At 52.9% G+C, this 14,417-nt stretch carries 14 protein-coding genes; 1 reads left to right on the top strand and 13 read right to left on the bottom strand.

Going from position 1 to position 14,417, the window contains the following annotated elements; all coding sequences use genetic code 11:
- Positions 1–26: 26 nt before the first annotated feature.
- The 5 genes from A9513_RS04470 to A9513_RS36375 all read right to left on the bottom strand — a co-directional run bounded on the left by A9513_RS04470 (position 27) and on the right by A9513_RS36375 (position 2,801).
- Entirely contained in the window at positions 27–1,217 is a 1,191-nt protein-coding gene (locus tag A9513_RS04470; protein ID WP_065327338.1) for a recombinase RecT, read from the bottom strand.
- A 71-nt stretch (positions 1,218–1,288) separates the two neighbouring features.
- A complete protein-coding gene (gene ssb, locus A9513_RS04465; protein WP_065327337.1) occupies positions 1,289–1,774 on the bottom strand; it encodes a single-stranded DNA-binding protein in 486 nt (161 codons plus the stop codon).
- A 258-nt stretch (positions 1,775–2,032) separates the two neighbouring features.
- On the bottom strand, positions 2,033–2,230 hold the full coding sequence (locus tag A9513_RS04460; RefSeq protein WP_065327369.1) for a hypothetical protein: 198 nt from the start codon (positions 2,228–2,230) through the stop codon (positions 2,033–2,035).
- Positions 2,231–2,349: 119 nt separating this feature from the next.
- A complete protein-coding gene (locus A9513_RS04455; protein WP_065327336.1) occupies positions 2,350–2,670 on the bottom strand; it encodes a hypothetical protein in 321 nt (106 codons plus the stop codon).
- Complete coding sequence (locus tag A9513_RS36375; protein WP_255302819.1) at positions 2,667–2,801, bottom strand: hypothetical protein; 135 nt, start codon at positions 2,799–2,801, stop codon at positions 2,667–2,669. The genes A9513_RS04455 and A9513_RS36375 overlap by 4 nt, the downstream gene beginning before the upstream one ends.
- 308 nt (positions 2,802–3,109) lie before the next feature.
- Here A9513_RS36375 and A9513_RS04450 point away from each other — a divergent pair, with 308 nt between their 5' ends.
- Positions 3,110–3,820 (top strand): DUF1845 domain-containing protein, encoded by a 711-nt coding sequence (locus A9513_RS04450; RefSeq protein ID WP_065327335.1) that lies wholly within the window; start codon positions 3,110–3,112, stop codon positions 3,818–3,820.
- A 169-nt stretch (positions 3,821–3,989) separates the two neighbouring features.
- Here A9513_RS04450 and traN read toward each other — a convergent pair whose 3' ends face one another.
- From traN to A9513_RS04410, 8 genes are read right to left on the bottom strand one after another with little or no spacing between them, the layout of a single operon-like run.
- Positions 3,990–7,403: a conjugal transfer protein TraN gene (gene traN, locus A9513_RS04445; RefSeq protein WP_065327334.1), complete on the bottom strand. Its 3,414-nt coding sequence runs from the start codon at positions 7,401–7,403 to the stop codon at positions 3,990–3,992.
- Between the two features lie 6 nt (positions 7,404–7,409).
- A complete protein-coding gene (locus tag A9513_RS04440) occupies positions 7,410–8,465 on the bottom strand; it encodes a TraU family protein (protein ID WP_176707217.1) in 1,056 nt (351 codons plus the stop codon).
- 3 nt (positions 8,466–8,468) lie between these two features.
- Entirely contained in the window at positions 8,469–9,110 is a 642-nt protein-coding gene (locus A9513_RS04435; RefSeq protein WP_255302818.1) for an EAL domain-containing protein, read from the bottom strand.
- 28 nt (positions 9,111–9,138) lie between these two features.
- Positions 9,139–10,305 (bottom strand): TrbC family F-type conjugative pilus assembly protein, encoded by a 1,167-nt coding sequence (locus A9513_RS04430; RefSeq protein WP_176707215.1) that lies wholly within the window; start codon positions 10,303–10,305, stop codon positions 9,139–9,141.
- A gap of 32 nt (positions 10,306–10,337) precedes the next feature.
- On the bottom strand, positions 10,338–10,844 hold the full coding sequence (lepB, locus tag A9513_RS04425; protein WP_065327331.1) for a signal peptidase I: 507 nt from the start codon (positions 10,842–10,844) through the stop codon (positions 10,338–10,340).
- Positions 10,837–11,178, bottom strand: coding sequence for a hypothetical protein (locus A9513_RS04420; RefSeq protein WP_065327330.1), 342 nt, complete (start codon positions 11,176–11,178; stop codon positions 10,837–10,839). Before A9513_RS04420 ends, lepB begins: the two co-directional genes overlap by 8 nt.
- Complete coding sequence (gene traC / locus A9513_RS04415; protein WP_065327329.1) at positions 11,178–13,595, bottom strand: type IV secretion system protein TraC; 2,418 nt, start codon at positions 13,593–13,595, stop codon at positions 11,178–11,180. Before traC ends, A9513_RS04420 begins: the two co-directional genes overlap by 1 nt.
- Position 13,596: 1 nt before the next feature.
- Positions 13,597–14,307, bottom strand: a complete 711-nt coding sequence (locus A9513_RS04410; RefSeq protein ID WP_176707214.1) for a DsbC family protein — start codon at positions 14,305–14,307, stop codon at positions 13,597–13,599.
- Positions 14,308–14,417: the final 110 nt, after the last annotated feature.

Raw genomic sequence — 14,417 nt, 5'->3', positions numbered from 1 at the left:
TGCCCCGCTAAGGGTTGCTTTCATGGTTAACCTGCCGCAGCGTCCAAAGGCTGCTGCGCTGCCAGGTAAATTTCCTGGTACTTCTCCTGAGCGTAGGACGCACAGTCACCAGTGAGGTTGGCTGCTATCCAGTCCTCACAAGCTTTCCAGGTTTTTTGCCGTTGTGTCCTTGCAAGCACTTGGTCGATCCGATCGCGCATCTGCTCGGTCAGATTGCTGGGCTCACCGTCGCCGGTGCCAGCGTCAATGCCTGTGGATTTGGGTTCAAGTTGAGTCACCGTTGCGGAGCCCTTTCGGGCCTGCGCAGGCTTCGCTTCTTGACGAGCATTCTGCTCCTGCCGCGGCTGCCCCTGCCCTTCTCCCTGGGGATTAGGCTTGGACTGATTAAGGTCGACAACGTCTCCCTCAAAAGTTTCACCTTCCGGCTTGCCAGTTTCTGCAGCAGCACCGCCATTGACGATATTTGCCGCCATATCCACAGTGATGGGACCACCCGTGAAGCCTTCTCCGCCCTCCTCATTGAGGTAAGCGATTGCTTGCTCCAGAACAGGTGAGCTCATCGGCCAGTACTTTCTTGAGATTTTAATAGTCGTCTTAAGAGTCATTGGCTCAGGATGGGTTTCCCAAGGACCTTTACTCTTGCCCGGTTTTGCCCTGGACCAAGCTGCCGACATCGCACGCGCTGCGTAAATGTCTTCAGCCCGAACCGGCGTAACCAAAAGCATGCCTATCGCAAGGTGAGCCACGGTATAGGCCCCTCGCAACTCGCCCCGGCCCTCAACAGGCATGAACGGGTCATATACATGCTCAGGCTGGGCATGATCCCCGCGGTAACGGAAAAGATCATTCGAGTACACGGCCTTGGCTGTTACCAGGTTCACTGCACGTGAGCGGATCGCGATGTCGATCAGCCCCCGATAGGAGATGTCGGCAATCACTTTTCCATCGCGAGGAACCAGGTAAGCGAGTTGCATCGCAGGATCAAGAGTCAATCCACACGCTGCGACCTGAGCCATGGCAAGGTCCAAGCTGACGGGGTTTTTAAACGCCGTATTAGCCAGGAGCTCGTTGTTGAGCATCGCCTGCATCGCGTATATCGCTTCGGTCTTGAACAGCAGACTTCCGGACGTATCAGCGATGATCGAGTTGAAGCGAGGCTGGGTCCTGTTGACCAACTGCCTGCATTGATTTGCGTAGTCTTCGTAAGTGTTGGACATAAAGCCTCCGGGTAGGTAGAGGCCTTACCCCTGTGGGGGAAGACCCCCATAGGGTTGAATTGCTTAGCGGTTTAGAACGGGATGTGGTCGTCTGCCCCGAACTCACCATCTCTCCAATCGTCCGGCAGATGCGGCGAAGGTTGAGATGGGGCTCGCGGACTTGAAGCTGGCTGTGACTGTTGGGCTGCAGGCGCCTGCGGGGAGCGCTCCTGCCGACTGTGAGAGTGGTACCCGATAATCTCGAGCTCACCTTTCATGTCGACCACGACTTCGGTGCGGTACCGCTTGATACCGTCCTTCTCGTAAACGAAGGTCTGGTTTCGACCAACAACTGAGAACAGCATGCCTTTCTTTATCTTGAGGGCCTTTTCAGCCAACTTTCCAAAGAAAGAAACGTTGTGCCAGTCAGTGACCTCCTTCCAGCCACTTTCCTCCATCCAGCCACGCGTGGTCGCGAGTGTCACCTTGACGACGTTGTTTCCATTCCCCAAGGAATTGGACACAGCATCGGCGCCGGCGTTACCCAACAACCAAACCTTGTTGACGCTATAAGACATATTTTCACTCCGGATGAGCGGAGCAATAGCCCCAGAGGGCAATTGCCCCGTTGGGGTTGGTAGGAATGCTGGGTTTGACAGCCCAGCTGCTGCATCTGCTGGCACGCTAAGGTGCGCAGCAAGAAGCTTGTGGGACGGGGGATTTGAAGGACGAAGGTTCTTCGTTAGAGGGGAAGGCTTTCCTCAGGTCTCTCTCACGAAAGAAAACAGGAAAGCGCTTCAGGAGGGGCGAACCCCTCCTGGCATCTAATCTCTCTCTTAGCACACCACCCCGACTTCCGCGGTTGCGGGGAGGTAGTTGTTCCGGACTGCCCAACGCTTCAAATAACGCAAATCGAGGACATCAGGCGAGACGGTTTGAGCAATTCGATCAGGAACCGAAATTACTCTATCCCCCGCACCTGGGAACAACAGTTCTTTGAGATCAATCAGATAGACGGCTTCTACTTGTGCCATGGTTGTTTCCTCGCCAGGGTGATCCACCAAAACGCTTCGAAAAGCGCTTTGGTGGACCACCCCAACGGGGAAGTCCTGCAGCATCATGGGTAGCAAAGCTACCCACGACCCAGGCTAGCTCAGGCGAAGCTGAGCTGGACACCCAAACGCTGGAATGCCGGCTCCTCGTACATGGAATAATCCCTGGGAGGAGGCAAGACATTCACTCTGGTCGCACCACGCAAAGCGGGGGCAACAGAAGGAATGGATGTAGATTTCGCTGCTTGCGCACGCGCGGCCATTGCTGGCGACACATGCAGGTAGTCCTCAAGCGGCTCACGACGGTCAATCGAAGGCTCCTGGCGAGGAGTGTTTTTCTTCGATTTAACCGGACCATGGCGGTACCAGAGGATGCCCACTACTGCAAAAAGCACCATGACAGTGACGAAGAGCCCATTCATTTGGACGCCTCCTCAATCATTTGGTGATGCTTTTGCATAGCCACTTCAACCTGAGAACTCTCAACGAACTGAGAGGGCAGGTATTGAAAAGCGGCAACCGAGAGAACGGCGATAGCGAGGATGATTTTCATGGAGGCCTCCAGAAAAAAAGGAGACCTCGATCCCTAAGGGAAAGAAAGTCCCCCTAGGGTTAAGACACGTTCGCGAAACGTATCTGGTTAGATGCTGAAGAGTTTCAGCTGCACAGACCAACCGACTAAGCGGCTGGATCAACACACAAGCAACATGCTTGCATGAGGATTAGGGTCAGAATATCTCCACATTTTTCGTCTGTAAAGGGGGCCAGGGTCAGTCTGTACCCACAATCGGGGTCAGATAGCGCACTTCCCATGCGGGCCATTGAATAATGTTAAGGCTCCCCAACCAAAGGAGCCATGACATGGCAAACGGAAACACGTTCGAGCCCCAGGGCAAGTACTCCTCCCCTTCGCTCGACTCCAGCATCACCCTCGACTCGGCTCAGGCCATCCGCGTCTTCCGCCGCTGCTTCGAGACAGCCTCCCACTCCCTGTTCGTGATCGACGTGATCTCGCGTGCCCTGGCCTCCGCCTATCCAGACCCTGAATTCAAGAAGGTGGATGGCGCCGTTGGCCAAATGATGACCGACATGGAAAACATGATCGCCGGCGAAATCGGTCGCATCAATGCGCTGCTCGAAGCGAACGGCCAGGGTCACCAGAAACCGCGGTACAGCAACTCTGAGACGTTCTCTTTCGCTATCAGCTCGCCTGTTATCTTGCGCTTCGCTTCGATCCTGGTGCGCTTCGATGAGATGTACAACCGCCTCGACACCGCCTGGCTGTGCGGCCTGGTCGATAGCACGAAGGCACAAGAATTCCGCCGCGAAAAACTGCACTGGATCCAGCGCATCGTTCGAAAGCTGCAGAGCCTCTCCACCAGCGCCATCAAACGCGGCCGCAAGGCAAAACTCGATCAGTCGATGCTCGACGGCCTGGAGCAGAAGAGCAAAGACAACGCCAAGCAGATGGATGCTGACGAAGAAGCTTCGGCCGATGGGGTCGACGCTCGAGGTGCCGCCGGCGCCGAGCATACGCAAAATGCAGAAGAGCGCGAACCAGCCGTAGCTTGATAGGCTCTGACCATAAAAAAGGCGTCCTGATGGACGCCTTTTTTGTGCCTTAGGAATATCCCATATTTATCGATGTCAGAGTCCCGCCCTACTGCACGCTGGAATGCGGGTCAAAAAGGTGGAGCAAAAAAAAGGCGCCGAAATCGGCGCCTCTTCTACCTTACTAATCTTATTGGCCTACTGTTGCGCGGATCGAGTCCTCTGCTTCTTTGCGTGCATCGCCGAAGTCTAGGCCATCAAGTCGACCTATGTTTCGCTCCAAGGTGTCCGCTCGACCACCTTTGACGTTCAAGGCACTCCCCTCACCCGTCAGCTTATCCAAATCCATACCCTCGACTGTGGGGTAATGGCCAGTGACCTCAAGGAGCCCAACCCATTCAGAAATATCGATTTTCGACCAGTCAATCTTGGGGAGGTCCTCGATTCTTAATCCTTCACATTGGGGATTCTCAGCCTCTCCCCATTCCTGGCCAAGCTGCGGCCTCGCTTGCTCCTGGATGATTCGCCCCAGAGGTGAGTTGAAGCAGCAATAGGCTTCACGCTTTTCAATGCACCCGAAGGGTGACTTGGAAGCGCAGTACGACCCAACAAAGTGACAAACTTTCGTCTCCTTCTTCGCACCCAGCATGAACTCCTCTTCCTCACACTCCCAGATGATCTGCACAAGAATGTTGGCGATCTGGTAAATCATGTATGCCCACATGATGACGGAAAGAGCAGCACCAAGCATTGGAGCAAACGTCGCACTACTCGCTGTCCCCGTTGTCCCCGTCGCTGCGTTGGTAGTCGCATACTCTGCACCAGTGGCGCCCCCTTCGAGCGTTCCTGCAGCAAAAATAGTGTTCGCGGCGGCAGCGCCAAAAGTCTTAGCGGTCCATTCTGCAGCGGCATTCATAATCGCCTGCTTCATGGCAGCCAAGCCCCAGGTCTGAGCTGCTTCTTTCGTCAATTCTGCAGCGGCCGCATCTGTAGCTGATGCGAACACACTATTCCAGGCAGAGGCGATCATCTCCTTACCATAGGTCCAGGCCCCGTCGATGATAGAGGCGTTATCAATCACCCCTGCCTTCTCCATCAACTGGAGGGTGTTCATCGTCAAGTTGACGTAGTCCATGAGAGATACGCCGTCAGGGGCTTCACAGCAGTCCACCCACCCACCTACGGCTTTCTTGCACTCCATTGCCTCACCTTTCCAGATGCGGCAATTCGCGTCACCAGATCCCTCCTCGCCACAGTCAAGGTCGTGCTCAGCGAACATAGCGATCTGCAAGGAGGCCGCCGCGTAGGCAAAGTCAGATGACTTCTCATCCACGGGGTTGTAGCACTCGGTTCCCAGGCAGCGAACTGGCCCATCACATTGGTAGGAGGTTTCTATCTCAGCCGAAGGTACTTCGACGTTGTAGCCACAGTCCCATACCTCTTCTTGGACGTAGCAATAGCCAGACGCACCTTCCGCCCCGCCAACGCACTTCTGCGAAATGAACCCGCACGAGTTGTTCTTTTCAAAGTCGCCGCACGTGCTAGACCTGAGCCCATTCTCAATGCAGCCCTCAGCTCTCACCTGCAGCGCAAGCTTGTCGATGCCTTGTATGGGGGACGGCATCATGGCGTTGTAGAACGGATCGCCAGGGCACACATCCACGCCTGAGAGCGTCAAGCAGCCCGACGCGACGCCTTTAGTTACCCTGATATTGCCTGTAGGGCATTGGCCTTTGGCAATTCGGTTTGCAGCCTCAATGCAGTTGTCCGGCCCCCACGACTCATTGAGCAGTTGTACACCCTTGAACTTGAGCACATGGGCGAAGTACCAGGTTAGCTCACCAACCGCATGGTCCGTAATGTTGATGATTGCCTTTAGACCATTCTCACAGTTCGGCGACTGAGGAATGCTCACACTGGCCAGTGGAAGTGTTTTGGGGGCATACGGTTGGTCTTGCCAAACAGAGACATCAGAAAGCACAAACTTAGTCGGAGTTGGCTTACCGTTTGGACCGGGCCCACACAGGTAGTTGTAGTCCGCTTTTGTAACGCTGCCAACGATGTTGAATCCTTGCAGGTTGGTCCTTTTTACAGTCCCTTCCACGAAATCGACAACAACCTGATGAGTCTCATGAGCCTCAATCATATCTTCGACAGCTACTTTGACCGTCAAAGGAATCTCTCGCAGGTTTACCGTGTGGTTTACAGCGCAAACCTTGTCAGAGTTAGTTGGGCACTGCTCTACACCATTGCCGTCGACGTAGCAGTCCATAGCTCCTTCGTTAAAAGGACAGCTAACCTGACCTACAGAGACTTTCACTGCTGTCTTAGGAACATCCGGAATCGGCGGCTCAGTGAGCTTTGCGTAGATCGGATCACCTGGGCAAACATCAAAACCGGAGAAGTTAACGCAAGAGGAACCGCCAGATGTGACCGAGTAAGATCCAGTACAGAATCCATCCTTAGTGGACTTAGCTGCCTGCACGCAATCCGCCGGACCCCAGGAGTCCTTAACAACGGTCAGGAATTGGGCAACCTTGAGCAGCCCGCCCGCAGTAAAGGTATTACTGATGGGAGTACCAATGGATTTGATGTCTGCGTTGTCATGGAAGATGAAAACATCAATACCCATAGCAGCGATCGAGCTCAGAACCTGAGCTTTACCAGAGCCGCCGCTATCGTTGTTACCGATCACGACAACAACCTTCTTTACACCGTCGCGCCAATAGTTGTTGGCTACAGCCCAGTTGAATGCTTCAAAGTTACTGGTACCGCCACTACTTATACCAACGCTGTTAATCCAACCCTGAAAGCCTGCTACACCTTCTGTAAGCTTGATATGGTTGCCGAGCCATTGACCGTTCCTTGTAACGGCCCCACCAATTCTTAGCTGCCCTTCGTTTTTAACCCCGAGCAATTCGGCTACTCGATAAACGTTCTCCCGGAGCGAGGCAATGATACCCTCCATTGACCCGGAGTTGTCGACCAAGAAGAATAAGTCAGTCGGCAGGGGCTCAATCTCAACGTCATGCACAATGTCACAGCTACCTGCTGGCTTGTTCACCCGCTCGCAAGTCTTGTAATCGGGAATGTGCTTTGAGGTTGTTTTGGGTGTAACGGTATTTGTCTCTTTGCAATCAGCGAAGTCCTTCTCAAAGGTACTCTGATTGTTCATAACAGAGTCGGTGTTCGTCCAAAGAGGATCATTCTTTATGTTGGGACGGGTCATTCGTGCAGTGCCAAGAAGCACCCGGTAAGCATCGCCATCCGCAGACTCTTCAGTCTTCAGGCGGGTATTGGCAGCCCCCCCGACACTCAACGTTTCATGATCGTCACCGTAAAGATTCTCAAGGTCTTCCTTCGACTCTCCAGCACCGATCCCTGGGAAGAGTTCGTTGAGGCTAATATTTTGCTGCTCGCCAGCCCCGCCGAAAATTATCGAGCCATCAGAGACAGAAGGTGTGCTGAAGTTACGAAGCGCTTCAGCTGCAGCCGCATTCCCTTCAGCAGCCGAATTCGTAACAGTATCAGCCCAAGCAGGCAGCATAATGCTGTACGAATAGAAAAACAGCGTGACTGCTGCCGCGATAGATTTAAATTTCATTCGTTATCACTCGATCGTGTTGCAGCAGTCGTTCCATCGGAACATGACATACATGGCATCTTCGCCGGTTACGGGGATAACTCGTCCCTCACCACCCTGCCAAGTCATTGGATGGGCGCCGATGTAATGTGCCTTTTTGGTTTCAGCGCGAGGGAAGAAGCTCGCAAGCTTGTACTGCGACTTAGGAATCGTCGGGAAAATCATGCCTCGGCAGATTGTTTCGTCACCCGTTGTGAGATGCGCCATTCCTCGACGGTGCATCTGCGCAATAGAGCGAGCAGCAAGCAGCGATGTAGTCCTGCCGAAATCGTTTGGAACAGTGGAACCAGCCATTGGGTAGATGCTCCCCCAGGTCCCTGCACACCACCAGAGCGCGGAAGTGCCTTCTGCTCCTACTACACCCAACGCTGCGTCTGCAGCACAAGCGGCCTGAGCGAGGGGATTGGCTACAGCTGCGGATTCAGGGTGAGTAAAGAAGGCCAGTTCATCGTTATTCCAAGTTGGGTCCAACTCAGTTAGCTCGATAATGTCAAAGTCCGCATAGCCATCAGGCGAGCACCGCTTTGGCATGTACATTTCCAAGATCGAAAGCAATGGAAATGCGTAGTAATGGAGGTGATAGAACGACATCTTTTCCTTGGTGATGTTGTTCCCGGAGACCGCATCGGATTGAGTCCCCCATGACCTCTTGTCACCAATCGGGAGGGTCGCTCCGCCTAGAGACATCGCACAGCCAGGCTGACGAACCACTTCGATGAGTCGAGCAGGCTCCCACATAGAGTTAACGATGCCGGGCTGGTACATGCCGAGATTGTCTTGGCACATGCAAAAGCCCTGTTTAGAAGCGCCTGAAGGCGCTTCGCCCGGAGTAATAGAGAACCCGGCAACACGAATCGGGAACATGCATGCCCAGCAAATGTCAGTGAACATTTTCCCACTGAACAAGCCGGCATCTTTACAAACCAATGCGTCCGTAGTGGTAGTTGTTCCCTCGGCCGATGCAAAAAATGCAGGGAACAGTGCTATTGCCAGTATAAAAATGGATCTACGGAAAAAATTCATTGACTAGCCCAGGCCAACCGAAAGTTGAGGAGTTGAACTTTTCTCGCTGAGCAACTGCGGCCGCGAGAATGCGTAGCCCTGATAAAGGCTATTTCGGAAAGGTTGCAGTAGATCTTTCGAGCCTTGGGATTCAAAGCGCTCGAGTACGATTCCGATTCGACGCTGATCGCAGTGAACCTTGGCTTCTATCAGCCAATCGAGGTTATCCGCGGCCGCAAGTGAATACAGATCGATTTTGCAGTACGACCAATCATGCTCGACCAGCCTTTGGAGGTTAGAAAAGCCAACGCCGAAATCGTCCATAGCCACCAGGGCACCCACCTGCTTTAAATCGCAGAGGCGCTTATCCAGAAGCGGCCCGGTGACATCAGACTCTTCGGATATCTCAATAACAGTCGGAGCAGAACGAGATTTTGCGATATCGCGAACCAAACTGAGCGCCCTGCTGAAGCAGCCCTCAACCTGGAGCGTCTCTGGCGACATGTTGATGAAGAGCGGCCAAGGGTCCTTAACCAGCACAGCACTCTGAGCGACGAGACGGTATACCGTCATATCCAGCGAGAACCAGTCCTCTCCGCTAGAGCCGGCCATAAAGATGCCAGGCGCAGCAACACGGTCGCCATCTATGACCTTGCGTGCAAGCACCTCATGCCCACATATTTCCTGGTTTGCTTCATGGATCGACTGTATCGCTAGCCTGATCATTGACGTGCCCCCGGCCGACATAAACCTCTTTGATGAAAAATGACTGGCCGTCGGCAGTTACAATTGATGGTGTTCTTTCAATTGCAAATCGGTCCTTGACGTCAGACTTCAGCAGGTATGCAGGCGCAGAAACTGCACCCTGAATCCGCTGAAGATCGTCCCAGCCAGCTTCTACATCCACTGATGACAAAATCAGTGTGACAGTCTGGGACTTTCCGTAAGTCTCGATCTGCTCCCTAGCGAGGGACACCTGTTCAGGAACCGAGGGGTCAATGACCAGCATTCTTTGAGTGAAAGGGCGAATGCTTAGGGGGTTTATCTTGTCGCCAGCTCTATGGATGACTGTCCCATCCGGCGCGATCATGTCCTGCTGCACGGTTACAGTTGGGTCAAGACGCCTTGTACGATCCTCTTCGGCATGTGGAAGATCGAACATCTTCTGGCCTTTCCAGTACCTGGCCATTGCCTTCTGCTTAAGCTCCTCCGGATCCAGTTTGGCCGCCTTCTCCTTCATGACCTCAATGAGGTCTCGCTCTGCAATCTCGAGTGAGGGCCCAACAAAGCCAAGGTCACCACCTTTTCCAGACTTCAGAGATTCTTCAACCCGCGCGACCGACGAAGTACCTTTGGCCACTGCCTTGACGTCATCGCCATCCTCGATCACTACGGCCGGGACGACGGAAATGGCGTGCTTCTGAAAAGCAACGGGATCCAGAAGCACCGACACACTAGACTTTGTGTCAAGAGACAGCTTCTGCACTTTGGCAAGTGCATCAACCATCTTTACGCCATCTGGGATACCCCTGAAGAGCAAGCCCACATCAGTTTCCCCGTTGTATTCTTTGAGCAGCTCTTTAATTTCGTGCTCACCCATGGACCAAGAGACGAATATCAGCTTACGCCTACCCTCTCCTAGCGGGTGTACTGGCTCTTTCTTTGAAGGCTCAATACTGTCAACTGCAGCTTTATGAGCTTGCTTCTCAAGATCGCGTGCCCACTCCAAATCCCCGCTATTCATTACAAAATCAACCTGCTGCTGGGTTGATTGTTGGAGTGCAGAAAGCTCCTTCTTCACTTCATCATCAAACTGAGGAAGCTCAACAGGATTTGCCAGAACCCTAGCGGCCAGGCACATAGCGATCGCACAGGCGACGAACCGGCCGCAATTCACCATATCGGATACGCTCGCCCAATCAGGTCACTCTTCTGGACGTAACCCCAATACCGAGAATCAAAACTGTCCAGTGTTTTGCCCATAAACCAGTACTTATTCGCAGGAACAATTTCCTCACGAACAAACCGACCCGCCGGCTTTTTCAAAGGCTTGGAAAGACGAAGTCCCTCACCAACCTCTTTTCCATTTACCAACACTTGCTCAGGGGTAACCTTGACTCGATCCCCAGGCAGGCCATCAATCACTTTGATCATGTGAGTGCCTTCCTTGAAAAAGGGCCGAAGATCCTTCGCCTTAAAAGCGAAGATGGCTCCTCTTTCTGGAGTAACGTCATGCTTGTCGATCACGAAGACTCTCCAGGGGAGACAGGTGTTTTCCTGCGGATCAATGCCCAGCGAAAACCGTGAGCTCGCGTAGTACGCGAGCCCCCCGACCAGCAGGGCTATCGGGATGGCCTTAAGCGCAAAGGCCTTATACGAGCCCTTCTGCGCTTTACTCATCCCCACCCTCCAAGGCTTCAGCAGCGCCTTGTGGTACCTGGTTCCCCTTCACCTTGGGGGTGACAGACTCGAGAGCCTCCCGCGGAATCTCAACTTCACCTGGGTAGCCCAGGAGGGCGCGGGAATCGATTACAACGTACCCCTCTGCCGCCAGGATCGAAGAGTTCGATCGCAGCGCAGCGAGCGCTTCATTCGGGTCGTCGATCACCGATAGCGCCATGTCGTAATTAGCGACAGCGACAGGTGTTGGTTTAGCTGCGAGGAACTGGTCGTACGCGAATACGGAAGCAATCGAGCAAACTGCACTAATCACAACTGTTTGTAAGAGTTCCATTACGCGGCCGCCTTTTGTACGTTTCGATCACGGAGCACGGCGTTGATCGCTTCATTCATGCTCAGCCCTTGATTCCGATAGTTGTTAATTGCCTGGACATCATCTGGCGCTGTGGAATAAAGCAGGAGGCTGAATGGGTCCACAGTAAGCCTGCCAATACCGGAGCCGTGCTCTGTCATAAAGAAGATCTCGGAGTACTGGCCCCGCATGGTGTGCACCGTCTTGAGAAGGTTGAAGCCACCATCGGAAAGAGAGAGTCGACCTTCCTTTTTAATCAGGTTGATCGCATCCGCCTTTTGGCCGAGCAGGAAGGTATTAGCCGAGTTTTCTGCAATCGCACGCCCTGTCGAGTTGGAGTACAGGTCGTTAACCGACTGGGTAATAGTGATTGCCGCACCGCCGTATTTACGGAAACGACGATAGCCGTGCTCAATGAACTTCGACACGTCACCTTCGGTAAGCAATGACCAAGCCTCGTCGATGATTACGATCTTGCGACGGTCGCGAGCACCCAGGTACATGTTCTGCTGAATCTGGTAAATCAGCTGAAGCAAAACAACCTGCTGTAGGTGCTTACGACCTTTGAGCTCTTCCAACTCCAAGACCGTGAAGGGGTTTTTGAAGTCGACGTTATTTTTACCGTTGAAGTACTTGCCGTAAGTGCCCTTGCTTGTGAAGGCGTACAGCTGGTGGCCGATGTCTTGAATGCGCTGGTCATCGTCCGACAAGCAACTTCTTGCCACATCGTCGACCATCATGTCTGTGTGCTTTTCTTCCCAGACTTGAGCACTATGACGCCGAAGCCCTGAGAGTTGATAATCGTCGAGAGGAATAGTGGGTGCAGCCATTGCAGCGAGGAGACCAATCAGTACGTCTTCTTCTTCGCTGTAACTCTTTACCAGCTCGAAAGGGTTCAGACAGATGTTTGCGTCTTCCGTAAACTCGATGAAGTCCCCATCAAAGGCCTTAGCTAGCTTCTCGTAAGATCGACCAACGTCAATTACCCAAACCTGGGCCCCTGCCGACCGATAGGCGGTAATCAGGTAGTTTGTAAGGAAGGACTTACCAGAGCCGGACTGCGCTGCCACTGTGGCGTTATAGTTTGTTTCAGAGTCGAACAGATCATATGACATCAACTGTCCATTCCTGGACACGAAGGTCATCATTGGCGTACCCGTACCCTTCCAATCCCCATAAATTGGGATGAGTGGTAGTGCATGCGTGATCGCCATAGTTTTATAGCGGTACATGTCCGTTACGGCTTTAGCGTCTGCGCCGAACGGCAAAGCATTGATGAAAAGCGGAAGGACAAAGAATTTGTCCTCCATTACAGAGAACTGTCGAATGCTGAAGTAGTTCTTAACTTCTGCGGCAGCTCGAACCATCCGGTCCTTGTCACCAGCATTGGCAAAGACAACGATCGTCATGTTGCACTTGACGACGGTCTCGCCATCGTCAAGTTCTTTGAAGAGGACGTCGAAGCCACGTTTCTTGGCTGCAAGCACCGGCACGAACTTCAGGATGGGACCATAGGCCTGGTTGTTCGCCCAAGTCCTTTTGGTATTCATCTTATCTTTCGTCCCCTGCTGATCAGGGAAGTAGATTGAGAAGGTGATAAGGCAGTTATCACGAATACCAGTCTTACCTGTCAAAAGGTCGCCTAGGTACCAAGCAGCCGAGCCCTGGATGGTCTGCCTTGGGAACCGCTTAACGCTAAGCGTTTTCACCAGTGTGTCGCCGATTTGCAGGTGATCAGCGTGAACATCAACAGTGCGGTCGTAGTCCAGAATCTGGTGCTTCAGCGGCTTGTCATCATCTGCGACGACTTCTGTGCGATCACGCCACGAAGCACCTTTGCCCTGGTTCACAATAGCGGACATGATCTCAACGTAAAGATCATTGGTGAGGCTGCGTGGTGCAAACCCAATTGAGGCGAAGGTCGATTCAAACTGCGCTCGAAGCTCCGAGGCTGTCTGAATTTCCTTGTCAGTTGGGAACATATCAGCGGTAGGAATTATCACGCTGATAAGAGCATGCGTCTCTCGAATCTTGATACCCGAGTAATCATCGATCGGCGTCATGGTGCCGTTGAAGAGGTACGATGCTCGGTTCGAAATAGCCTGTGTAAGGATGTTTTCTTCGAAAGAAAGGCGAATGCGCAGCATTGAGTTAACTTGCGCATTGATGTTTTGTGAGGCGAAGAGACAGAACGAAATCATCGTGCCGGCTGGCCAGGCCTGTTTCAGCACAGACTTCAGCTGGTCAGCCTCTTTGCCATCCGAACCAGGAAGGGGGCGGCAGAGAAAGCCGAAACCAATCTGGTTGTCATCCAGCAGGAAAATACGATCATCCGAACTGTAGGCTTCTACATTCAGAAGATCGCCAAAAGGAAAACTTTGTTTACGGAATGCGGTCATGTCAAATCCCCGGAGCCGATAGCCAATTATTTAGCTCACCCTTGTCATATCCGAGACGAATCAAACCGTCGTCCCGAATCATGAAGGGAACACCTTTAATGCCAAACATGTGCGCAGAAACAATTCGCTTAGCTATTGGCGATGTGTCGCAAGCCGGAACTTCTGCTTTCCCTACGATGGATTGAGGCTTCGCCTGACCGAGCATCACATCTTGTGCGCTTTCCCGGTCTTTTATGCACTGCATTGCCCTAACCACTTTGGAGCTCTCATCACCCATAAGGGGGACATACACAATCTTGAATGTGTAACCCTCGACTTTCTTGAGGTCGTCAAGCAACACATGACAAGAAGGGCAGAATGGATCAGTAAAAATAATTACTGTCTTGTCGCCCGACCCGACAGTTAGTGGATTCAGATCATCCACCTGGAACTTGGTCTTCTTAACGTCGATAGTTTTATAGGCGAGTTCAGCATCACGAAGCGACTCGATGTTTTTCTGGGACCAGGTGTCATAAACAGTGCCCTGGAAAACGAACCGTCCGTTATCGCTGACGAACGCCAGCTTGCCGTTTTTCACAGCGGCTACCATGCCGTTCAGTGGCAAGGGCGAGGTCACGCCTTCTTTAATGCCTGTTGCTTGATCCGCGGCATAGCTGCAATTGACCATGGCAGCCATCGCGAATAGCGAGAAAAGAATCTTTTTGAGCGTCAAGGGAAAACCTCCTTTTGGATATGAGGAGGTTATGCAGGTTGTAAAGACGTTTGGGCTGAGTTCGACCCCATCCAAGGGACTAACAAGAAGGGCGCCTTTCGGCGCCCTCC

It is taken from the genome of Pseudomonas sp. AU12215 (genome assembly GCF_001675465.2).
Lineage (GTDB): Bacteria > Pseudomonadota > Gammaproteobacteria > Pseudomonadales > Pseudomonadaceae > Pseudomonas > Pseudomonas nitroreducens.
The sequence above is the reverse complement of the archived record's forward strand: the minus strand, read 5'-3'. Positions and strand labels throughout refer to the sequence as shown.

Excerpts from the sequence above, each read along its gene's own strand:
- A9513_RS04430 (WP_176707215.1), bottom strand. The coding sequence starts at position 10,305 with ATGTGCCTGGCCGCTAGGGTTCTGGCAAATCCTGTTGAGCTTCCTCAG.
- A9513_RS04460 (WP_065327369.1), bottom strand. The coding sequence starts at position 2,230 with ATGGCACAAGTAGAAGCCGTCTATCTGATTGATCTCAAAGAACTGTTG.
- A9513_RS04440 (WP_176707217.1), bottom strand. The coding sequence starts at position 8,465 with ATGAATTTTTTCCGTAGATCCATTTTTATACTGGCAATAGCACTGTTC.
- traC (WP_065327329.1), bottom strand. The coding sequence starts at position 13,595 with ATGACCGCATTCCGTAAACAAAGTTTTCCTTTTGGCGATCTTCTGAAT.
- A9513_RS04470 (WP_065327338.1), bottom strand. The coding sequence starts at position 1,217 with ATGTCCAACACTTACGAAGACTACGCAAATCAATGCAGGCAGTTGGTC.
- lepB (WP_065327331.1), bottom strand. The coding sequence starts at position 10,844 with ATGAGTAAAGCGCAGAAGGGCTCGTATAAGGCCTTTGCGCTTAAGGCC.
- A9513_RS04450 (WP_065327335.1), top strand. The coding sequence starts at position 3,110 with ATGGCAAACGGAAACACGTTCGAGCCCCAGGGCAAGTACTCCTCCCCT.
- traN (WP_065327334.1), bottom strand. The coding sequence starts at position 7,403 with ATGAAATTTAAATCTATCGCGGCAGCAGTCACGCTGTTTTTCTATTCG.
- A9513_RS36375 (WP_255302819.1), bottom strand. The coding sequence starts at position 2,801 with ATGAAAATCATCCTCGCTATCGCCGTTCTCTCGGTTGCCGCTTTTCAA.
- ssb (WP_065327337.1), bottom strand. The coding sequence starts at position 1,774 with ATGTCTTATAGCGTCAACAAGGTTTGGTTGTTGGGTAACGCCGGCGCC.
- A9513_RS04420 (WP_065327330.1), bottom strand. The coding sequence starts at position 11,178 with ATGGAACTCTTACAAACAGTTGTGATTAGTGCAGTTTGCTCGATTGCT.
- A9513_RS04455 (WP_065327336.1), bottom strand. The coding sequence starts at position 2,670 with ATGAATGGGCTCTTCGTCACTGTCATGGTGCTTTTTGCAGTAGTGGGC.